Genomic DNA, 20,551 nt, shown 5'->3' on the forward strand with positions numbered 1-20,551 from the left:
CTGACATGACGACTGGCACGGAAACCGAGCGACGAGGCTTCGTCCATTCCGCGCTGCTGTACCACTCCCAGCGGGAGTATCTGGATTTCGTCGGGCGCTTCGTGGCCGACGGGTTGGCGCTGGGGGAGCCGGTTCTGGTCGCGGTACCAGCGGACCGACTGGCATTGCTGCGCGGCGAACTGGGTGCCTGCGGTCGCGCTATGGCGGAGCTGCGCATGATCGACATCGCGCGTGTCGCACGCAATCCGAGCCGATTCCTGGCCATAGCAAGTTCCTTCGCGGCGAAATACCCCGATCGGCGGGTCCGGATCGTCAGCCACCTCGTCTGGCCCGGCCGCACCGCCGACGAGTGTCTGGCCTGCGTGCAGCATGAGGCGTTGGTCAACCGGGCATTGGCACGTCACAGCGTGATGGCGCTGTGTCTGTTCGACGCCGAGCGGCTCGACGACGAATTGTTGGCGGATGCCCGTGCCACCCATCCGTTGTTGTGGAAGTGCGGGTCGGCGTATCGCAGCGCCGATTACGCCCCGGAGGAGACGTTGGCGCGCTGCAATCAGCCGCTACCGCGTAACCCGGGCGCCGTGACCTATCTGGTGCGCGAAAGCACAGACCTGCGCCGTGCGCGTTCGTTTGCCGTGGACTACGCCGGATGGGTCGGACTGTCGCAAGACGGCCTGGAGGATTTGCGATTGATCACCACCGAGCTTGCCACCAACAGCCTGCAATACGCCGATGGCGCATGCCAGCTTGCCTTCTGGCGGCATGATGAGCACCTGGTCTGCGAGGCGCGCGATAGCGGACGGTTCGATCAGCCGCTCGTCGGACGTCAACTCCCGGGCACCGGCGCAACCGCAAGCCGCGGGCTGTTTTTGGTCAACGCCATGGCGGATTTGGTGCGTACCCACACCACGGCAAACGGCACCACCATTCAGGCATACCTTCGGCTCGAGCCGTCGGCGGCTTCCGTGGGCTAGTGAATCCGTCCGGGAGGTAGGTCCGCAGCGGCCGGGCGTCGAACCTATCCCAGCGACCCGCTCGGTGCCGGCACCGCCGGAATCGTGCATGTGGTGGTCTTGCAGTCATCGGTGCTGTTGCAGCTCACCGCCGCGGTGGCTGCAAACGCCGCGATCAGCGCCGCGACGATTATCCGAACTGCCCGGGACCCTTTGCTTTTTGCATTCATCGGTGGTGCCTTTCGATTGCCATTGCGCAGATGTGAATTCCAACGATGACTGTCTGAAGATGTTATGCCGTCGCTTCTCGCGGCGGGCCGTTTTGCCTTAATGGCTCTGGCCTGCCGCAAGATCAAACCCGCAGGGAGCGACCCTGAGGGATATGGGTCGGGGGAAGTGTCCGCTGGACTTACCTGCGACCATCCGACCGAGTCGAGGATGTGGTTAGTTCGTGCGCGTTTGCGCCGCGTGATAGCTGCTCGCCAGTTATCGAACGTGAAATGCGCTACCCGGCGTATGTCGCAATCTGTCGCCGAGGTCCTGATCTCGGCTGGTCGAAAATCTGCAATTGCCGGTGCGCGTGGCGGCGTGATCGAAACCCGGCGCGGGCCAACCGCTACTCTGGCACCACGCTCGTCATCGGGTTGGCGGGCTCGTGTTCAGCGGCGCACCCGGCCGCCAGCACCGCGAATGCCGCGGCCAGCACTACGACCACCGTCTTGACCGCCTGCACCGTCCTGCTGGTCTCTTTTGCGCTCATCGACCGTGCCTTTCGTTTGCTGGACCGCACCCGTAGTTGGCGATTCCGCCGCATCAGATGCTATCGCCAAAGCACCGAACGGCGCGGTGTTTTGGCGCCTGCGGCAGTGGGGGATCGCCAGCGAGTGGGCAATGGGCTCACCCCATGACCGCGAGCAGACACACAATCGCATGTCGCCGGCTCGCTGCGTGCGATTGTGTGCCTGCTCGCCGGCTTCAGACGGTCACAGCGGGCGCAGGACTATGGGCATGCCGTCCTTGGGGACCGGCATACCGCCGTAGTCCCAGCTCGCGTGGTAATCCGGCCGCGGCAGCTCCAGCCGGTAGCGGCGCAGCAACCGGTGCAGGATCGTCTTGATCTCCAATTGGCCGAATACCATCCCAAGACACTTGTGTGCGCCGCCGCCGAAGGGCGTGAACGCGTAGCGGTGTCGTTTGTGCTCGTTGCGTGGCTCGGTGAATCGCTCCGGGTCGAATGTCATTGGCTCGGTCCAGAATTCGGGCAGCCGGTGATTCAAGCCGGGAAACGCGATGACGTTGGTGCCCTTGGGCAGGTAGTAGCCCAGCAATTCGGCATCGCGAACGGTCTGCCGCATCGCCCACTGGACCGGCGTCACCAACCGGATGGACTCGTTCATCACCAGGTCGAGCGATTCCAGCTTCTCCAGCGATTCGATGTCCAAAGGCCCGTCGCCGAGGCGGTCCGATTCATCGCGGCAGCGCTGCTGCCACTGCGGGTGAGCCGCCAGGTGGTAGGCCATCGTGGTGGCCGTCGACGTCGAGGTGTCGTGGGCGGCCATCATCAAAAAGATCATGTGGTTGACGATGTCATTGTCGGAGAACCGGTTGCCGTCCTCGTCCTCGGTCTGACACAACACCGTCAGCAGGTCGTTGCCTTCGTGGCCGCGGCGTTCCTTGACCCGCTCGGCGAAATAGTGCTCGAGCAGTTCCCGGGCCTTGAGCCCTCGCCACCAGGTGAACGGTGGCACGCTGGTGCGGATGATGGCGTTGCCGGCGCGGGTCGTTGTCGTGAACGCCTTGTTCACCTTGGTGACCAGCTCATGGTCGGTGCCGGGTTCGTGGCCCATGAACACCATCGAGGCGATGTTGAGGGTGAGTTCTTTCATCGCCGGATAGAGCAGGAAGCGCGCATCGTTGATCACCCAGTCCTCGGCGATCACCTTCGACACCACGTGGTCCATCTGCTCGACGTAACCGACCAGCCGGGACCGGACGAACGCCTCCTGCATGATCCGCCGGTGGAACATGTGCTCCTCGAAGTCGAGCAGCATCAGCCCGCGCCGGAAGAACGGGCCGATCACCGGGACCCAGCCCTGCTGCGAGTAGTCCTTGTTGCGGTTGGAATAGATGACCTGAGCGGCGTCCGGGCCCAGCGCCGCGACGAACGGCAAGACGGGCGAGTCGCCGTAGATGACGGGCCCCTTGGTGTTGTACAGGAACATCAGATAGTCCGGTCCGCCGCGCAGCATTTCGATCATGTGCCCGATGATCGGCAGCCCCGCGTCACCCACGACCGGCTTGAGCCCGCTGCCCGGCGGCGGGTCGGACAGCTTCTTCTCCGGAAATTGAGTGTTCAGCAGCCAACGCTCCACCAGGCCCATGCCGGGAAAGTTGTTGAACGACGGGGTCAGCCGGCGCTGGGCTTGGTCAAGGAGATACGCCGGGGTGCTGATCGTCGCCCTGCTCGTGGCCATGACGCTCCTTACCGGTTGTGGCGGCCATCACTACCTAGATCCATCCTTGGAATGAACTTGACGGCTGTCAAGTTTTCTTTTCGCGCGGCTTGGTGCATGGTCAGCATGTGAGTGAGCACGCCCCCGACCAGCAGGCTGTGCCGGCATTGCGGCGGCGTGGCGACAAGCATCGGCAGGCGATCCTGCAGGCGGTGCGGGAACTACTGCAGGAGCGGCCGTTCGCGGAACTGTCGGTCAGCACCATCAGCAACCGGGCCGGGGTAGCCCGCTCCGGGTTCTACTTCTACTTCGACTCCAAATACGCGGTGCTGGCCCAGATATTGGCAGAGGCAGCCGAGGAACTCGAAGAACTCACCCACTACTTCGCCCCCCGCCAGCCGGGTGAGTCGCCGCAGCAGTTCGCCAAGCGGATGGTCGGTAGCGCCGCCGTTGTCTACGCGCACAACGACCCGGTGATGATGGCCTGTAATGCGGCCCGCCACACCGACATTGAGATCCGCGAGATCCTCGAGCGACAGTTCGACGTGGTGCTGCGCGAGATCGTCGGCGTCGTCGAGGCCGAAATGAGAGCCGGCACCGCCAACCCGATCAGCGATGACCTACCGACATTGATTCGTACCCTGGCGGGCACCACCGCGCTCGTGCTGACCGGCGACCCGCTGCTCGTCGGCCGCGACAGCGACCCCGACCGCCGGGTGCGGGTGCTCGAACAGATGTGGCTCACCGCGCTGTGGGGCGGTGCCCCCAAGGCCTGAGCCGCCGGTATCGTCACCGCCATGGCCCAACCGCGGTATTACGCAGGGAAACGGTGCCTGGTCACCGGTGCGGCCAGCGGCATCGGCCGGGCCACCGCATTGCGGCTCGCGGCGCAGGGTGCCGAACTCTATTTGACTGACCGCGACGCGGACGGCTTGGCGCAGACGGTGTCCGATGCGGGTGCTCTCGGCGCGCTGGTGCCCGAGCATCGAGTCCTCGATATCTCCGACTACGCCCAGGTGGTCGCGTTCGCGACGGACGTCCATGCCGGCCACCCCAGCATGGACGTCGTGCTCAACATCGCCGGCGTCTCGGCGTGGGGGACAGTCGACCGGCTGACCCACGACCAGTGGAGCAGGATGGTCGCGATCAACCTGATGGGTCCCATCCACGTGATCGAGACCTTCGTTCCGCCGATGGTCGCAGCCGGCCGGGGCGGCCATCTGGTCAACGTGTCCTCGGCGGCCGGACTGGTCGCGCTGCCCTGGCATGCGGCTTACAGCGCGAGTAAGTACGGCCTACGGGGGCTTTCGGAGGTGCTGCGCTTCGATCTCGCACGACATCGCATCGGGGTGTCGGTCGTGGTCCCGGGCGCCGTGCGGACACCACTGGTCAACACGGTCGAGATCGCCGGCGTGGACCGCGACGACCCACAGATCAAGCGCTGGGTCGACCGCTTCAGCGGCCACGCCATCTCGCCGGAAAGGGCTGCCGAAAAGATCCTGGCCGGGGTGGCCAAGAACCGGTACCTGATCTACACGTCGCCGGATATCCGGGCGCTGTACGCGTTCAAGCGGCTGGCGTGGTGGCCCTACAGCGTGGCGATGCGCCAGGTCAACGCGATCTTCACCCGCGCACTGCGGCCCGGCCCATCGCAGCGCTGACCTGGTTACTGGCCGGTGCCGCTGAGCAAGAAGCCGGCGAGCCTGCTGCCGACGTTGCCGATGCCGGAGAGGAACGCGCCGGTCAACCCTGCGGTGCTGCTGTTGTACCAGCCGGTGACGATACTGCCGATGTTTCCCATGCCCGACGTCAGTTGGCCGATGTTTTCGAATCCGGAGAGAAAGCGCCCACCGTCGTTGGAGAACCCGGAAAAGAACTGTCCCGCGTTGAAGAATCCCGAGCCGCCGCCCGGACCGCTGTTGAAGAAGCCCGACGTTGGATTGATGGTGGAGTTGCCGACGCCCGGTGCTGCGGGAATGTGAAGGATCGGGACTGAGATCGGGCCCACGCTGTTGATGATTTCAATGTGCATCCTGCTGAATGGTATGCCGCCTACGTTTCCTACGTTGAACCCCGTCAAGTCGAAACGGTTGATAACAATTTCGGGTACAACGACCGTGATTGACTCACCCTCGCCCAGCGGAATGGTTACATTCGGAATAGGGCTAGGTAAATCGATGAATAGATTGAGGTCTATCGGGACGTCCATGCTGAACTCCCGGACCGTTATGCCGTCTATAAAGCCGGTGACGGGTATCGCCAGATCGACGTTAACGCCAATGTTCAAGGGGATTCCGGGCATGGTGATGCCAAAGTCGACGCCGAACTGTCCCCGGTCGTTGGCGCGCCAGAAATAGCCGTTGTTGCGGTTTCCGGAGTTAAACGATCCGGTGTTCAGGTTGCCATTATTGTAGGAGCCGGTATTGCCACTTCCAGTGTTGAAATCGCCGGTGTTAACCCCGCCGGTGTTGAGATTACCGGTATTGGTGCTGCCCGCGTTGGACAGGCCGGTGTTCAAACTGCCGGAGTTGAACAGGCCGGTGTTGAACGAGCCGGTGTTGCCGATGCCGGTGTTGGCGCTGCTGGTATTACCGATGCCGGTGTTGTAGCTGCCGGTGTTGCCGATGCCGAAGTTGCCTTTGCCGGAGTTGAAGAAGCCGGTGTTGCCGTCGCCGGAGTTGAACAGTCCAGTATTGTTGGATCCCGAATTCAGCCCACCAAAGCCGAACAGGTTGCTGCCGCTGAAACCGACACCCCAGTTCCCGTTTCCGGTATTGGCCAAGCCGATGTTTCCGCCGCCGGTGTTGCCAAACCCGATGTTGTAGTCACCGGTGTTGCCGAAGCCGATGTTACCGACACCGGTATTGCCGAAGCCCAGGTTGAAATCGCCCAGGTTACCGAAACCAAAGTTGTTGTCCCCAAAGTTGGCGAAGCCGAAGTTTGCGATGCCATGATTTGCATCGCCGATGTTGAAGTCGCCGATGTTTCCGTTGCCCAGGTTGAAGCTCCCAAGGTTCGCGCTGCCGAAATTAAGGCCACCTCCGTTGGCGTAGCCGAAGTTGAACGTCGATGCGCCCCCGCTGTTGTGGAAAATTCCCGAAAGATGGTTGCCGACATTGCCCAATCCCGAATTCAGGGCACGGAATTCTAGGTCGAGATTGCTGGTGTTCTCGAAGCCGGAGATGGAGTTGCCGAAGTTGTGGATACCCGATTGCAGCAGGCCGGCGTTCAGCACGCCTGAACTGCCCAGGTTGCGGGTGAAATTGAAGAAGCCCGAGGTGTCGGGTCCGAAGTTGCCGAACCCCGACGTGCCCCCTCGGCCGCTATTGAAAAATCCTGACGAAGGCGCGTCGGTCGTGTTTCCGAAACCCGGTGCTGCCGGGATATTGATGATCGGGATGTTGATAGGGCCGACACTCCCGGCAACAGAAACGCCTAGCCTCGTTTCTGGGCTTCCCACGGTAATCGAAATGAACGGCCCCGATACTCGGATGGGAGGCATTTGTATTGGACCGACAGTGCCGCTTAGCGCGGGAAAATCTAATGGAATTGCGGGAATCTTGAACGGTGCTAACACGATTTCTGTGGTGCGACCCTCGACAGGAATATGCAAGGGAACACTCAACGGCAGATTTATCGGAATTTCTGGAATCGTCATGGTGTAGGAGAACCCGGCATTTGCTGCGCCGTCGCCCCTGGCGAAGAAGCCGTTGTTCATGTCGCCGATGTTGAAGGCGCCGGTGTTGAGATCGCCGGTGTTGGCCCAGCCGGTGTTGATGTTGCCGGTGTTGTGGGACCCGGTGTTGGTGTCGCCCGGGTTGAACTCGCCCGTGTTGAAGTCGCCGACGTTGTAGTTGCCGGTGTTGTAGTTACCGACGTTGCCGATGCCGGTGTTGACGATGCCGGCATTGTAAAAGCCAGTGTTAGCCCTACCGGAATTACCGAAGCCGGTGTTGAACGAGCCGGAATTGCCCAGACCCCAGTTCCCGGTCCCGGAGTTTCCGAATCCGGTGTTGCCGCTACCCGAGTTGAACAGGCCGGTGTTGCCGGTGCCGGAGTTGAGCCCGCCGAAGCCCAGCTGGTTGCTGCCGCCCAGACCTATCCCGATGTTGTTGTCGCCCCCGAAGCCGCCGTTTCCGAAGCCGATGTTGCCGTTGCCGGTGTTGCCGATTCCGATGTTGCCGCTGCCGGTGTTGCCGAAGCCGATGTTGAAGCCGCCGTTGTTGCCGAAGCCGAAATTGTTGCTGCCCAGATTGCCGAGGCCGACGTTGAAGTTGCCCAGATTGCCCGAGCCCAGGTTGACGCTGCCCAGGTTGCCCGAGCCGAAGTTGAGGTTGCCGAGGTTGCCGTTGCCCTGGTTGAGATCACCGAGGTTGGCGTTGCCGAAATTCAGGCCGCCAAAGTTGGCGAAGCCGATATTGAAGATGCTCGACACGCCAGGTGGCAGCAGCCCGGTGGGCGCGGCAACAGCTGCCGCCGGGGCCGCGCCCGCGCCGGCAGCTATCGAGCTGCCACCGTTTAGCAGGCCCATCGCTTGGCCCGCCAGGCTTTGCAGCGGGCGGGTGAACGGCGCCAACGCGGTGGCGACCGTGGAAGCCGTGGAATGGTAGCCAAGCATCGCGGCGACGTCTTGCGCCCACATCTCCTCGTACTGGGCCTCGGCCGTGGCGATTGCCGGGGCATTCTGGCCGAAGAGGTTCGACCACACGAGCCGCACCAGCGAAGAACGGTTGGCTGCGACCAACGCCGGATGCACCATCTCGGTGCGCACCGCCTCGTAGACGTCGACTGCAATTTTCGCGTGTCCGGCCGCTTGCTCGGCTTGGGCCGCAGCCGACTGCAGCCACGCCACATAGGGCGTCGCCGCGGCCGCCATTGCCGCCGAGGCCGCACCCTGCCACGACCCGTGCACCAGACCAGAGGCCACCGACCCGAACGAGTCCGCCGCTATGCGCAACTCCGTCGCCAGCCCGTCCCAGGCCGTCGCCGCCTGCAGCATCGGGCCCGCGCCGGCGCCGGCGAAGATCTGCGCGGAATTGATCTCCGGTGGCAGTATCAAGAAATTCATGCGGCCGTCCTCCGTCAAGCGGTGTTTCCTCGTGCGCCCGTCAGAACGGGCGCCGTCGGGCTGCCCAGACCAAGCCCCAACCGCATCCCGACCGGCCGTGACGCTCACCGGATGGTGAACCGCGGACCATGAGGACCCGTCGGGGGAAGTTGTCCACTCGTGAGCAGTTTGTTGTCACGACCGACTGTGCCCGGCCATGCTTCGGCAAGCCTTCGCGAATCGTGAAATGCGCAGTTCGCGGTCGCTGTATCGGCGCCTGGGCCAGGGGAAGCTAGGCGGGCATCTGGAGTTCGAGGCGCACGCCGAGTAGCCGTATCGGGCGGTCCAGCTCGAACAAGTTCAGGACCCGCAGGGCGGCGCCGATGACGACGTCGGCGTCGGTGGTGGGCGCATCGAGCTTGCGGATCTTGGTGCGGGTGTAGAAAGCCGCGGTGCGTACGACAACGGCCACCCGGGTGACCAGCCGCCCCGAGGTCACCACCTCGTCGAGTGCCTTGCGGGCCAATTCCCTTAACGCTGATTCCATTTCGGTTCGTTCGGTGAGGTCTTGCGCAAAGGTGACGACGTGACTGCGGGAGCGCGGAACCCACGGGGTGGTGCTGACTTCGGTGTCGCCGCCGCCCTTGGCGAGCAGCAGCAGCCACAGCCCTGTTCTCGGGCCGAACGCCGACGTCAGCTCCTCGGCGTCGGCGTTCGCGAGCACTCTGACCGTGGTGATATCAAGGGCCGCAAGCTTTTTCGCCGTCTTCGGACCCACACCCCAGAGCGCGTCGACCGGACGGTCGGCCATCAGAGCCATCCAGTTGGTGTCGGTAAGCGCAAAGATGCCGGCCGGTTTCGCAAAACCGGTGGCGACTTTGGCGCGTTGCTTGTTGTCGCTGACGCCGATCGAGCAGGACAGCCCGGTCTCCGTGACGACCACAGCGCGGATCTGTTCGGCGACGTCGGTGGGATCCCCGGCGGCCACACCGACATACGCCTCGTCCCAGCCCCACACCTCGACCGGATGCCCCAGGTCGCGCAACAACGCCATCACCTGGTCAGAGGCCGCGTCATAGGCGGGCGGATCCAACGCCAGAAATACGGCGCCGGGGCAGCGGCGGGCGGCCGCACGTAACGGCATTCCCGCCCGCACGCCGAACTCGCGAGCCTCATAGGAAGCGCAGGTGACTACCTTGCGGGGTTCGGTGGGATCGCCGTTGCCGCCGATGATGAGCGGCAGCCCGGCCAGTTCGGGATGGCGGCGCCGCTCCACCGACGCCTGAAACTGGTCGAGGTCGACATGCAGTATCCATCGCGGCATCGGGATCGGTCACCGCCCGCAGAGCTTGCGCGCCAGGCCTTCCCACGCGTCGCCCAACGTTTGCAGGCTGTGACCGTGGTCGTTGAGCTGGTGCTCGACGTAGTCGACGTCGAGCAGGGCCAGCAGGGCATCGGTCTGGACATCAAGGTCGCCGGTCGTGTGAGCCGAGCGCAACAGCACCCGCACATGGGTGCGGTGCACCGACGCCGCCGCACTGTAACGGGTCTTCGGGTCCCGGTTGGCCTGCGACAGCAACTCGCGGTGGGCGTGGACGAAGCAGATCCGTTCCCGGCCGAACGCGATCAGGCGGTCCAACGGCGGCGCATCCGGGCCCAGCGGCGGTGGGCCGAACAGAAATGCCCGCTGACTGGCCCGCTCGTCCTCGTCGAGCAATACCGTCATCAGACCCGCCCGGCTGCCGAAGCGGCGAAACAGCGTGCCCTTGCCGACACCGGCCGCGGCGGCGACGTCGTCCATGGTGATCGCATCGGCGCCACGATTGGCGACCAGCCGGCGCGCCGCGTCCAGCAGCAGGGCGCGATTGCGCGCCGCGTCACCGCGCTCCGGCCGAGTCGACGCCGGCAACTCGTCACTCACCCCTGAACAGTAACCCGGAGGGAATAAAGCGGACCAGAGTCCGGTTGAGTCGTGCAAAGATGAGACCAACGCGAAGGGAAGCACTATGTCCGATTTCTCCGATTTCTCCGGCCTCTCCGGTATCCGAGTCTTGGCGCTGGTGGGAAGCCTGCGCACCGGTTCGGTCAACCGCCAGATCGCCGAGTTGGCGGCCGCTGTTGCGCCCGACGGCGTCAGCGTGACGGTGTTCGAAGGGCTGGCGGAGTTGCCGTTCTACAACGAGGACATCGATACCCCCGATGGCGTTCCCGGAGCGGTGATCGCGTTGCGACAGGCCGCGGCGCAAGCGGATGCGGCTCTAGTGGTCACTCCCGAATACAACGGCACTATCCCCGCTGTCATCAAGAACGCGATCGACTGGCTGTCACGCCCGTTCGGTGACGGCGCATTGAAAGCCAAGCCGCTGGCCGTCATCGGCGGGTCCGTGGGCCGATACGGCGGGGTATGGGCCCACGACGAGACCCGCAAGTCGTTCGCCATCGCCGGCGCGCGGGTGATCGACGCGATCAAGCTGTCGGTGCCGTTCCAGTCCCTGGCGGGCCAGGCGCCCGCGGACAGCTCCGAGATGTCGGCCAATCTGCGAGACATCGTCGGCAAGCTGGCTGCCGAGGTGGGCTGACCCGGCTACCGCGGGCGGGCCCGCACGGCGCTCCGCCAACCCTCGACGGCCCTGGCCAGCACGGAATTGCGCCTTTGCTGGGCTCGGCTTGCCCGACGATGACTCATGAGCTTGTCGGTGGTCGGTGATATACCGGGCGACATGGATACCACGGCCGGGTTGTGTGATCTGCGACACGCCGAGACCGGCTCGGGCACATGCCCACGACCTGCGAATTTCAAGAATGTCATTCAGAACATCTTGTATCTCTTCTCGTCCGGACCCCCTAGGTGTAGTGTTTCGGGCACCGGCAGATCCCAGGTTCACCGGGTCCCACCAGGTTCACGGGGCCCGCTGAACTTCCCGGAACCGGCATCGCCATGTCCGATCAGCATGGTGGCCCACGACGGGAATCTGGGAGCAAGCCGGGCCGCTGAACATAGCGAAGATGCACCACCTGAGTCGTTGCCAGTTCCTGTTCCCCGATTCCCGCAAAGGAGCGGTACGCCCATGACCATCACCGTCTACACCAAGCCCGCATGCGTGCAGTGCAGCGCCACCTACAAGGCGCTGGACAAGATCGGCATCGCCTACGAGAAGATCGACATCAGTCTGGATTCCGAGGCGCGGGACTATGTGATGGCGTTGGGCTACCTGCAGGCGCCGGTCGTGGTGGCCGGGGACGACCACTGGTCCGGCTTCCGGCCCGACCGCATCAAGGCGCTCGCCTTGGCTTCGCTGAGCGCATAGCACGAGCAGGCGCTAGGCAAGGAGACAGCGGTGCCATGGGTATCAGGCCGTGCAACCTGGTCTATTTCTCCAGCGTGTCGGAGAACACCCACCGCTTCGTGCAGAAGCTGGGTCTGCCCGCCACGCGGATACCGCTGCACGGCGGCATCGAGGTCGACGAGCCCTACGTACTGATACTGCCCACCTACGGCGGCGGCCGGGTCACACCCAAACTGAATGCCGGCGGCTATGTCCCCAAACAGGTCATCGCCTTTTTGAACAACGAGCGCAATCGAGCGCTGCTGCGCGGCGTCATCGCGGCCGGCAACACCAACTTCGGTCCGGAGTTCGGCTACGCCGGTGACGTCGTCGCGCGCAAATGCGACGTTCCCTACCTTTACCGCTTCGAGTTGATGGGCACCGAGGACGACGTGGCCGCCGTCCGTGCGGGCCTGGCTGAATTTTGGAAGGAGCAGACGTGTCACCAACCGTCACTGCAGAGCCTGTAACCTCCGGGGCGCACTCGCACCTTTCGGGGGGGCAGGCAGAACTGGATTATCACGCGCTGAACGCGATGCTGAACCTGTACGACGCGGACGGCAAGATCCAGTTCGACAAGGACGTACTCGCGGCGCGCCAGTACTTCCTGCAGCACGTCAACCAGAACACCGTCTTCTTCCACAACCAGGACGAGAAGCTCGATTACCTGATCCGCGAGAACTATTACGAGCGTGAGGTTCTCGACCAGTACTCGCGTAACTTCGTCAAGTCGCTGCTGGACCGTGCCTACGCCAAAAAGTTCCGGTTCCCCACGTTTTTGGGCGCCTTCAAGTACTACACGTCCTACACCCTGAAGACTTTCGACGGGAAGCGCTATCTGGAGCGCTTCGAGGACCGGGTGGTCATGGTTGCGCTCACGTTGGCCGGCGGTGACACCACGCTGGCCGAGCAGCTGGTCGACGAGATCATCGAAGGCCGCTTCCAGCCGGCCACCCCGACGTTTTTGAACTCAGGCAAGAAACAGCGCGGTGAGCCGGTGAGTTGTTTCCCGGCCGGAACCCCGGTGGATACCCCCGACGGCCCTAAGGCAATCGAAACTCTGCAGGTGGGCGACCGGGTGCTCTCCCATGACGGGTCCTTCGCCGCCGTCGAGGCCGTCGTCGAGAACTCCAATGACCAAGCACTCATTTCGATCTCGCACTTCGGACACCGGGAACCGATCCTGTGCACCCCCGAGCATCCGATCCTGGTGTGGACCACGCGCGATGTGCAGACACTTATCGACGGTGACGGCGCGGACCCCTTCAACGGCTTCGTGTGGTTGGCTGCCAAAGACATTCGTCCTTCGGACTTCATCGTGACGGCAGCGCCGATGGAGGGGCGGACGCGACGGGTCTACGACCTGATGGAACACACCGGCGCGGGCGAATACGAAGAGGTCGATGGGCTCATACGTAAGGTCAACTCTGATCGGAAGCACCGCAACAAGCAGCGCCACCATATGAGCTTTGTATCGGTGAATCGCTACGTCGAGGAGTCGTACGATCTTGGCCTCGTCCTTGGCTGGTACCTCGCCGAAGGTCATATCTCCAAGCGATCGGGACCCGCGGACCGAACGCCCAATGGCATCCACTTCGCGGTCGGCACACACGAACTCGACTACCAGCAGGAGTTGGCGGCGGCATTCAAACGAGTGTTTGCCGCGGACCTAGCCATACACCAGAGTGTGTCGGACCAGTCGGTTCGTATGATTTGCAACAGCGAGGTCGTTGCGTCGTTGTTCCTCTCCCTGGTGGGCACGGGATATCGGTTGAAGCGGTTGTCCCACGACGTCTTAACGGCCGATGACGAGTTTCAGCGTGGATTGCTTGCCGGACTGTTTCGCGGCGACGGCTGCAGTACCAGCGGCGGCATGGTGCTCGACCTTGGCCCGGAGTTTGACCTGGGCCCGGAACTGATTGATCAGGTGCAGCTTCTATTGCGCCGAATCGGGATTGTCTCCAGGATCCGCCAGTACGTTAACCGGGCAGGCAACGTGACGGGACAGCTATTCGTGCCCGGGCTGCCCGGCGCCAACGAAGAGTTCATCTTCGATGTCGGCAAGAACCTGCACAACTATATCGGCCAGAAAGGGTCGTCGCGCACGACCTATCAGGTTGTGCACGGGCGGCACGTGTACGGGATCCGTGAGTTGCGGCGCACGCAGGAAGCCCCAACGAAGGTCTACAACCTCCACGTCAAAAATACGCACACGTACACGATTCGCGGCACTGTCGTGCACAATTGTTTCCTGCTTCGCATCGAGGACAACATGGAGTCGATCGGGCGATCGATCAACTCCGCACTGCAGCTGTCCAAGCGCGGCGGCGGAGTTGCGTTGCTGCTGACCAACATTCGCGAGCACGGCGCGCCGATCAAGAACATCGAGAACCAAAGCTCCGGCGTCATCCCGATCATGAAGCTGCTCGAGGATTCGTTCTCTTATGCCAACCAGCTGGGCGCGCGTCAGGGCGCCGGCGCAGTGTACCTGCATGCGCATCACCCCGACATCTACCGCTTCCTGGACACCAAGCGGGAAAACGCCGATGAGAAGATCCGCATCAAGACGCTGAGCCTGGGCGTGGTGATTCCCGACATCACCTTCGAGTTGGCCAAGCGCAACGACGACATGTACCTGTTCTCGCCCTACGACGTCGAGCGGGTCTACGGGGTGCCGTTCGCCGACATCTCGGTCACCGAGAAGTACTACGAGATGGTCGACAACCCGCGGATCCGTAAGACCAAGATCAAGGCGCGGGAGTTCTTCCAGACGTTGGCCGAGTTGCAGTTCGAGTCCGGCTACCCCTACATCATGTTCGAAGACACGGTGAACCGGGCCAACCCCATCGAGGGCAAGATCACCCACTCGAACCTGTGCTCGGAGATCCTGCAGGTGTCCACGCCGTCATACTTCAACGAAGATTTGTCGTATGCCAAAGTGGGCAAAGACATTTCGTGCAACCTGGGGTCGCTGAACATCGCCAAGGCGATGGATTCGCCGAACTTCGCCCAGACGATCGAGGTGGCCATCCGCGCGCTGACCGCGGTGAGCGACCAGACCCACATCACGTCGGTACCTTCAATTGAGCAGGGCAACAACGACTCCCACGCAATCGGGTTGGGTCAGATGAACCTGCACGGCTACCTGGCGCGGGAGCGCATCTTTTACGGGTCCGAGGAGGGCATCGACTTCACCAACATCTACTTCTACACGGTGCTCTACCACGCGTTGCGCGCGTCGAATCGGATCGCGAGAGAAAGAGGCACGCACTTCAAGGGCTTCGAGCGGTCCAAATACGCGTCGGGGGAGTTCTTCGACAAGTACACCGAGCAGATTTGGGAGCCGAAAACCGAGAAGGTGCGCCGGCTATTCGCCGACGCCGACATTCACATCCCTACTCAAGACGACTGGCGGCGGCTCAAGGAATCGGTGCAGGCGGACGGCATCTACAACCAGAACCTGCAGGCGGTGCCACCCACCGGGTCCATTTCCTACATCAACCACTCGACGTCGTCGATCCACCCGATCGTGTCCAAGGTCGAGATCCGCAAGGAAGGCAAGATCGGCCGGGTCTACTACCCGGCGCCGTATATGACCAACGACAACCTGGAGTACTACCAGGACGCCTACGAGATCGGCTACGAGAAGATCATCGACACCTATGCCGCGGCCACTCAGCATGTGGATCAAGGGCTTTCGCTGACGTTGTTCTTCATGGACACCGCCACCACCCGTGACGTGAACAAGGCGCAGATCTACGCCTGGCGCAAGGGAATCAAGACGCTCTACTACATCCGGCTGCGGCAGATGGCCCTGGAAGGAACCGAAGTAGAGGGGTGCGTGTCCTGCATGCTCTAGGCGCGCAAGCCGGCCCTGAAGTCGCCACGGCGAGCAGTCTGCCCAGGTCAGCGGCCGCAACGGGGTAAGGTGCTTGACGTGGTGAGAATCAGCCGGCCCCACCCTAGCGTGAAGCCCGGGGGCAAAGTCGACGCGCGCAGTGAACGTTGGCGCGAACACCGCAAGAAGGTGCGCAACGAAATCGTCGAAGCGGCTTTCCGTGCCATCGACCGCCTGGGGCCCGAGCTGAGTGTGCGGGAAATCGCCGAGGAAGCCGGCACCGCCAAGCCCAAGATTTACCGGCATTTCACCGATAAGTCCGACCTGTTCGTCGCGATCGGGGAGCGGCTGCGCGACATGCTGTGGGCCGCGATCTTCCCGTCGATCAACCTCGCCACCGACTCGGCCCGCGAGGTCATCCGGCGCAGCGTCGAGGAGTACGTCATCCTCGTCGACAAGCACCCCAATGTGCTCCGAGTCTTCATTCAGGGCCGCTCCGCAAAGCAGTCCGAGGCGACGGTGCGCACGCTCAATGAAGGCCGGGAAATCACTTTGACCTTCGCCGAGTTGTTCAACAACGAACTGCGTGAGATGGACCTGAATCGAGCGGCGCTCGAACTCGCCGCGCACAGCGCGTTCGGAGCGGCCGCCTCGGCCACCGAATGGTGGCTGGGTCCCGAGCCCGACAGCCCGCGACGGATGCCGCGAGAGCAATTCGTCGCGCATCTGACCACGATCATGATGGGCGTCATCGTCGGCACCGCCGAGGCGCTGGGCATCACCATGGACCCCGACAAGCCGATCCACGACGCGGTACCCAGCAATCGCGCTGTCAGCTGAGTGCAGGCTGCGTTGACATCGCCGCGAGGATCGTCAACACTCGTTCTAACCGATACCCTGGGTACTGGGTACTTGGGCCGGGCGGCCCAAAGCTCGCCTCACTAGGAAAGACCGATCCACCATGACCAATGCCGTCACAGAAGCCGGCCCGGCGCCGCAGTCCGCCCAGCCGCCGGTGCACACCCGCGCCGTCATCATCGGGACCGGATTCTCCGGTCTGGGCATGGCGATCGCACTGCAGAAGCAGGGCTTCTCCGGCCAAGACTTCATCATCTTGGAGAAGGCCGACGACGTAGGGGGCACCTGGCGCGACAACAGCTACCCCGGCTGTGCCTGCGACATCCCGTCACACCTGTACTCGTTTTCGTTCGAGCCCAAGCCCGACTGGAGGAACCCGTTCTCTTATCAGCCCGAGATCTGGGACTACCTCAAGGGCGTCACCGAGAAGTACGGGCTGCGCCGCTACATCGAATTCAATTCGTTGGTCGATCGCGCTTACTGGGACGACGAGGAATACCGCTGGCACGTCTTCACCACCGACGGGCGCGAGTACGTGGCCCAGTTCTTGATCTCAGGAGCCGGAGCGCTGCACATCCCGTCCTTCCCCGACATCGACGGGCGTCATGAATTCGCCGGCCCCGCTTTCCATTCCGCGGAGTGGGACCACAGCGTCGACCTCACCGGCAAGCGGGTGGCCATCATCGGGACCGGCGCCAGCGCGATCCAGATCGTGCCGGAGATCGTCGACCAGGTCGCCGAACTTCAGCTCTACCAACGCACTCCGCCGTGGGTGGTGCCGCGCTCCAACCCCGAGATCCCGCCGGCGCTGCGCCAGGCTATGGAGAACGTTCCCGGGCTGCGTGCACTGGCGCGCCTGGGTTTGTACTGGGCGCAGGAGGCGCTGGCCTTCGGCATGACCAAGCGGCCGAACGCGCTGAGGTTCATCGAGGCCTACGCCAAATACAACATTCGCCGCTCGGTGAAAGACCGCGAGCTGCGCCGCAAGCTGACCCCGCACTATCGCATCGGGTGCAAGCGGATCCTCAACTCCTCCACCTATTACCCAGCCGTCGCGAACCCCAAGACCACGTTGATCACCGACCGCATCACCCGAATCACGCGCGACGGGATCGTCACCGCCGACGGCGCCGGCGGTGAGGTTTCCCGAGGTGTCGACGTGATCGTGTACGCCACCGGCTTCCACGTCACCGACTCCTACACCTACGTGCAGATCAAGGGCCGCCACGGTGAGGATCTGGTCGACCGGTGGAATCGCGAGGGCATCGGGGCGCATCGCGGGATCACCGTGGCCGAGATGCCCAACCTGTTCTTCCTGCTCGGCCCCAACACCGGGCTGGGGCACAACTCCGTGGTGTTCATGATCGAGTCGCAGATCCACTACGTCGCCGACGCGATCGCCAAGTGCGACAAGTTGGGCGCGCAGGCGTTGGCTCCCACGCGCGCCGCCCAGGATCGTTTCAACGACGAGTTGCAACGCAAGTTGGCCGGCTCGGTGTGGAACAGCGGCGGTTGCAGCAGCTGGTATCTCGACGAGCATGGCAAGAACACCGTGCTCTGGGGCGGCTACACCTGGCAGTATTGGCGGGCCACCCGCTCGGTCAAAACCGACGAATACCAATTCTTGGGGGTCGGTAACGGCTCGGCGGAGAACCGGAAGACGGTCGCCGCGGCGAAATAGCGACTCGGTTGGTCGCGGCACCCGGCCATCACGCCGGCACGCCATGCGACACGCAAACACAACCTCTTGTGTTGCGCCGGCTTGTCGGACCCCAGGGGTAGTGTTTGAGGCCTGAGTAGAGCGGCCGTTCTGGGAGGCAACAGTGAAGGTTATCGACCGGGTCTCAGCGATCAACTGGAACCGGCTGCAAGACGAAAAGGACGCCGAGGTCTGGGATCGGCTGACCGGAAACTTCTGGTTGCCCGAGAAGGTGCCGGTGTCCAACGACATCCCTTCTTGGGGCACGCTGACCGCCCATGAGAAGCAGCTCACCATGCGGGTCTTCACCGGTCTGACCATGCTGGACACCATCCAGGGCACCGTGGGTGCGGTCAGCCTGATCCCGGACGCGCTGACCCCCCACGAGGAGGCGGTGCTTACCAACATCGCGTTCATGGAATCGGTACACGCCAAGAGCTACAGCCAGATCTTTTCCACGTTGTGCTCGACGGCCGAGATCGACGACGCCTTCCGCTGGTCGGAGGAAAACCCCAACCTGCAGCGCAAAGCGGAGATTGTGCTGCAGTACTACCGCGGAGACGAACCGCTCAAGCGCAAGGTCGCCTCCACGCTGCTGGAGAGCTTCCTGTTCTACTCGGGCTTCTACTTGCCGATGTACTGGTCGAGCCGAGCCAAGCTGACCAACACCGCCGACATGATCCGGCTGATCATCCGCGACGAGGCCGTGCATGGCTACTACATCGGCTATAAGTTCCAGCGCGGTCTGGCTTTGGTCGACGAGGCAAAACGTGCCGAGCTCAAGGACTACACCTACGAGCTGCTGTTCGAGCTCTACGACAATGAGGTCGAATACACCCAAGATCTTTACGACGAGGTCGGGCTGACCGAAGACGTCAAGAAATTCTTGCGTTACAACGCCAACAAGGCGCTGATGAATCTGGGTTACGAGGCGTTGTTCCCGCGTGACGAGACCGACGTGAATCCGGCGATCCTGTCGGCGCTGTCACCCAACGCCGACGAGAACCACGACTTCTTCTCCGGCTCGGGTTCCAGCTACGTCATCGGCAAGGCCGTCGTCACCGAGGACGAGGACTGGGAGTTCTAGACGCCCAGCTCAAGCCGCACAATCGCGGGTTCCGACCGCGGATCCAGCAAATCGGTGGACCGGCCGAGTCGGGCGTCGCGCCCGGTCCGCGCCCACATCTTGCCCACATTCTGTGTCGGCGACCTTGGAAGGTCAGCCTGCAGCGTCTGGCACAACCCCACGGTGGAAATTGTGGATAACTCGCCGATATTGGTGATTGACGGGTTGTTCTGCTGCTGTCAGGCTGTGCATGCGGTTGTTGAAGTGGCTAGGTGTGGTGCCGACACGGAAAACCAGCAAGGGGCCCCGCTTTCGAGTGGGGTCTCCTTTTTGCGCGACACGCGAAAACAACTTGCCGTGTTGGGCAGGCTTGTCGTACCCAAAGGGTAGTGTGTCAAACACCACACCTTTCTGATGCCATTTCAACCGAGGGAGTCGCAATGATTACCAGCTCGATCCTCGTGACCGCAAAGGCGTTCTGTGACCGAGCCCATATGCGTTAACCCAGTTTCATCGTCGAGCCGTGACTTCCTCGATCACCGTTCATATGCCGGACGTGATCCGCCATGCCGGAGCCCACCGCTTGTAATCCGATTTCGGGCGCGCAGTCCACCTTGACGGTTGCCTGTGACGTGGGAAATCTGAAATTCGAATTACATGCGAAGGAGGATGGCTATGGCCATTCGCCCGAGGGGGCCGCTAGGCCCCGAAGGTTCCTGGAAGCAGGGGCAAAGGTGTCCAGCTGACGGATCGTGGATTGACCAATTTGGTCGCATCATCGAACTGTTAGCACACTCAACCTTCCCGCCTATTAAGCAGAAAGGTGAGTGCACCTACTGGATGCGCTACAACGAGCCTCCACAAGCCGCGTAGCGTACCTGTCAGTTGAAACGGCCCGTCGGGATGGGGTGCTCCAACGCCCTTCCCGGCGGGCCCCTACCATTACGATGCGTGGTTGCGTGCGCAACTACACCATAATTGCACTGTCTACCACCATTCGCGTGGTTTTCGCGAATTGGCAGGTCATGTCGTAACAGTACTGACGCTCACCGACGAGTTCATGGCGGGCGGTGCGCTCTGTTACTGGAATTTCTCGAACCTCAACCTGTCGCGTCGGCAGCGATCCGGCGCGCTTCGTGCAAGGCGATCGCGACCGTCTCTAGGTCGTCGTCGAATAGGTCGGCGTAGATGTCCAGCGTCATCGCCACCGAGGCATGGCCAGGCATTTTCTGCATCGCTTTGACATTGGCCACGCCGACACCGCCGGGCTGGCTGCCGTGTGGCGCAGAGTGAGGTGTTACGCGCGGCGCT

The 20,551-nt window shown here is 62.8% G+C and carries 15 protein-coding genes and 3 pseudogenes; 12 read left to right on the plus strand and 6 right to left on the minus strand.

The window, feature by feature from the left end; all coding sequences use genetic code 11:
• Nucleotides 1-5: 5 nt before the first annotated feature.
• On the plus strand, nt 6-974 hold the full coding sequence (locus tag B4U45_RS23110) for a sensor histidine kinase (protein WP_075546508.1): 969 nt from the start codon (nt 6-8) through the stop codon (nt 972-974).
• A 595-nt stretch (nt 975-1,569) separates the two neighbouring features.
• On the opposite strand, the gene B4U45_RS23115 is transcribed toward B4U45_RS23110, so the two are convergent.
• Entirely contained in the window at nt 1,570-1,713 is a 144-nt protein-coding gene (locus tag B4U45_RS23115; protein WP_162877272.1) for a hypothetical protein, read from the minus strand.
• A 223-nt stretch (nt 1,714-1,936) separates the two neighbouring features.
• On the minus strand, nt 1,937-3,427 hold the full coding sequence (locus B4U45_RS23120) for a cytochrome P450 (RefSeq protein ID WP_075546506.1): 1,491 nt from the start codon (nt 3,425-3,427) through the stop codon (nt 1,937-1,939).
• Nucleotides 3,428-3,534: 107 nt separating this feature from the next.
• On the opposite strand from B4U45_RS23120, the gene B4U45_RS23125 reads away from it, so the two are divergent.
• Together B4U45_RS23125 and B4U45_RS23130 are read left to right on the plus strand one after the other, a co-directional pair.
• On the plus strand, nt 3,535-4,182 hold the full coding sequence (locus B4U45_RS23125) for a TetR/AcrR family transcriptional regulator (protein ID WP_075546564.1): 648 nt from the start codon (nt 3,535-3,537) through the stop codon (nt 4,180-4,182).
• A 21-nt stretch (nt 4,183-4,203) separates the two neighbouring features.
• Nucleotides 4,204-5,067, plus strand: a complete 864-nt coding sequence (locus B4U45_RS23130; protein WP_075546505.1) for an SDR family oxidoreductase — start codon at nt 4,204-4,206, stop codon at nt 5,065-5,067.
• 5 nt (nt 5,068-5,072) lie between these two features.
• Here B4U45_RS23130 and B4U45_RS23135 read toward each other — a convergent pair whose 3' ends face one another.
• The 3 genes from B4U45_RS23135 to B4U45_RS23145 form a co-directional block, all read right to left on the minus strand.
• Nucleotides 5,073-8,474: a PPE family protein gene (locus tag B4U45_RS23135; protein WP_122526391.1), complete on the minus strand. Its 3,402-nt coding sequence runs from the start codon at nt 8,472-8,474 to the stop codon at nt 5,073-5,075.
• Nucleotides 8,475-8,745: 271 nt separating this feature from the next.
• A complete protein-coding gene (locus B4U45_RS23140; RefSeq protein ID WP_075545808.1) occupies nt 8,746-9,777 on the minus strand; it encodes a DNA polymerase IV in 1,032 nt (343 codons plus the stop codon).
• Between the two features lie 9 nt (nt 9,778-9,786).
• Nucleotides 9,787-10,374, minus strand: coding sequence for a TetR/AcrR family transcriptional regulator (locus B4U45_RS23145; RefSeq protein WP_075545809.1), 588 nt, complete (start codon nt 10,372-10,374; stop codon nt 9,787-9,789).
• Between the two features lie 85 nt (nt 10,375-10,459).
• On the opposite strand from B4U45_RS23145, the gene B4U45_RS23150 reads away from it, so the two are divergent.
• The 9 genes and pseudogenes from B4U45_RS23150 to nrdF all read left to right on the plus strand — a co-directional run bounded on the left by B4U45_RS23150 (nt 10,460) and on the right by nrdF (nt 19,261).
• On the plus strand, nt 10,460-11,032 hold the full coding sequence (locus tag B4U45_RS23150) for an NAD(P)H-dependent oxidoreductase (RefSeq protein WP_075545810.1): 573 nt from the start codon (nt 10,460-10,462) through the stop codon (nt 11,030-11,032).
• 489 nt (nt 11,033-11,521) lie between these two features.
• Entirely contained in the window at nt 11,522-11,761 is a 240-nt protein-coding gene (locus B4U45_RS23155; RefSeq protein WP_075545811.1) for a redoxin NrdH, read from the plus strand.
• A 35-nt stretch (nt 11,762-11,796) separates the two neighbouring features.
• Nucleotides 11,797-12,249, plus strand: a complete 453-nt coding sequence (gene nrdI / locus B4U45_RS23160; protein ID WP_075545812.1) for a class Ib ribonucleoside-diphosphate reductase assembly flavoprotein NrdI — start codon at nt 11,797-11,799, stop codon at nt 12,247-12,249.
• Nucleotides 12,219-12,788, plus strand: a pseudogene (locus tag B4U45_RS30165) (ribonucleotide reductase N-terminal alpha domain-containing protein); the annotation flags it as partial. The gene nrdI and the pseudogene B4U45_RS30165, both read left to right, overlap by 31 nt.
• A pseudogene (locus tag B4U45_RS30170) lies at nt 12,777-13,997 on the plus strand (LAGLIDADG family homing endonuclease); the annotation flags it as partial. The pseudogenes B4U45_RS30165 and B4U45_RS30170, both read left to right, overlap by 12 nt.
• A gap of 24 nt (nt 13,998-14,021) precedes the next feature.
• A pseudogene (gene nrdE, locus B4U45_RS30175) lies at nt 14,022-15,638 on the plus strand (class 1b ribonucleoside-diphosphate reductase subunit alpha); the annotation flags it as partial.
• A 78-nt stretch (nt 15,639-15,716) separates the two neighbouring features.
• Complete coding sequence (locus tag B4U45_RS23170) at nt 15,717-16,457, plus strand: TetR/AcrR family transcriptional regulator (protein WP_075545814.1); 741 nt, start codon at nt 15,717-15,719, stop codon at nt 16,455-16,457.
• A gap of 121 nt (nt 16,458-16,578) precedes the next feature.
• Nucleotides 16,579-18,156, plus strand: coding sequence for a flavin-containing monooxygenase (locus B4U45_RS23175; protein ID WP_075545815.1), 1,578 nt, complete (start codon nt 16,579-16,581; stop codon nt 18,154-18,156).
• A 142-nt stretch (nt 18,157-18,298) separates the two neighbouring features.
• Nucleotides 18,299-19,261, plus strand: a complete 963-nt coding sequence (gene nrdF, locus B4U45_RS23180) for a class 1b ribonucleoside-diphosphate reductase subunit beta (RefSeq protein WP_075545816.1) — start codon at nt 18,299-18,301, stop codon at nt 19,259-19,261.
• A 1,079-nt stretch (nt 19,262-20,340) separates the two neighbouring features.
• Here the strand turns inward: nrdF and B4U45_RS23185 are convergent.
• On the minus strand, nt 20,341-20,493 hold the full coding sequence (locus B4U45_RS23185; RefSeq protein WP_198929510.1) for a hypothetical protein: 153 nt from the start codon (nt 20,491-20,493) through the stop codon (nt 20,341-20,343).
• Nucleotides 20,494-20,551: the final 58 nt, after the last annotated feature.

Origin of the sequence: Mycobacterium persicum, from assembly GCF_002086915.1 — a bacterium.
GTDB classification, from domain to species: Bacteria; Actinomycetota; Actinomycetes; order Mycobacteriales; family Mycobacteriaceae; genus Mycobacterium; species Mycobacterium persicum.

Bases quoted from the DNA above. Each gene is read 5' to 3' on its own strand.
- B4U45_RS23135 (WP_122526391.1), bottom strand. From the start codon at position 8,474: ATGAATTTCTTGATACTGCCACCGGAGATCAATTCCGCGCAGATCTTC.
- B4U45_RS23110 (WP_075546508.1), top strand. From the start codon at position 6: ATGACGACTGGCACGGAAACCGAGCGACGAGGCTTCGTCCATTCCGCG.
- B4U45_RS23130 (WP_075546505.1), top strand. From the start codon at position 4,204: ATGGCCCAACCGCGGTATTACGCAGGGAAACGGTGCCTGGTCACCGGT.
- B4U45_RS23115 (WP_162877272.1), bottom strand. From the start codon at position 1,713: ATGAGCGCAAAAGAGACCAGCAGGACGGTGCAGGCGGTCAAGACGGTG.
- B4U45_RS23155 (WP_075545811.1), top strand. From the start codon at position 11,522: ATGACCATCACCGTCTACACCAAGCCCGCATGCGTGCAGTGCAGCGCC.
- B4U45_RS23150 (WP_075545810.1), top strand. From the start codon at position 10,460: ATGTCCGATTTCTCCGATTTCTCCGGCCTCTCCGGTATCCGAGTCTTG.
- nrdI (WP_075545812.1), top strand. From the start codon at position 11,797: ATGGGTATCAGGCCGTGCAACCTGGTCTATTTCTCCAGCGTGTCGGAG.
- B4U45_RS23175 (WP_075545815.1), top strand. From the start codon at position 16,579: ATGACCAATGCCGTCACAGAAGCCGGCCCGGCGCCGCAGTCCGCCCAG.
- B4U45_RS23120 (WP_075546506.1), bottom strand. From the start codon at position 3,427: ATGGCCACGAGCAGGGCGACGATCAGCACCCCGGCGTATCTCCTTGAC.
- B4U45_RS23140 (WP_075545808.1), bottom strand. From the start codon at position 9,777: ATGCCGCGATGGATACTGCATGTCGACCTCGACCAGTTTCAGGCGTCG.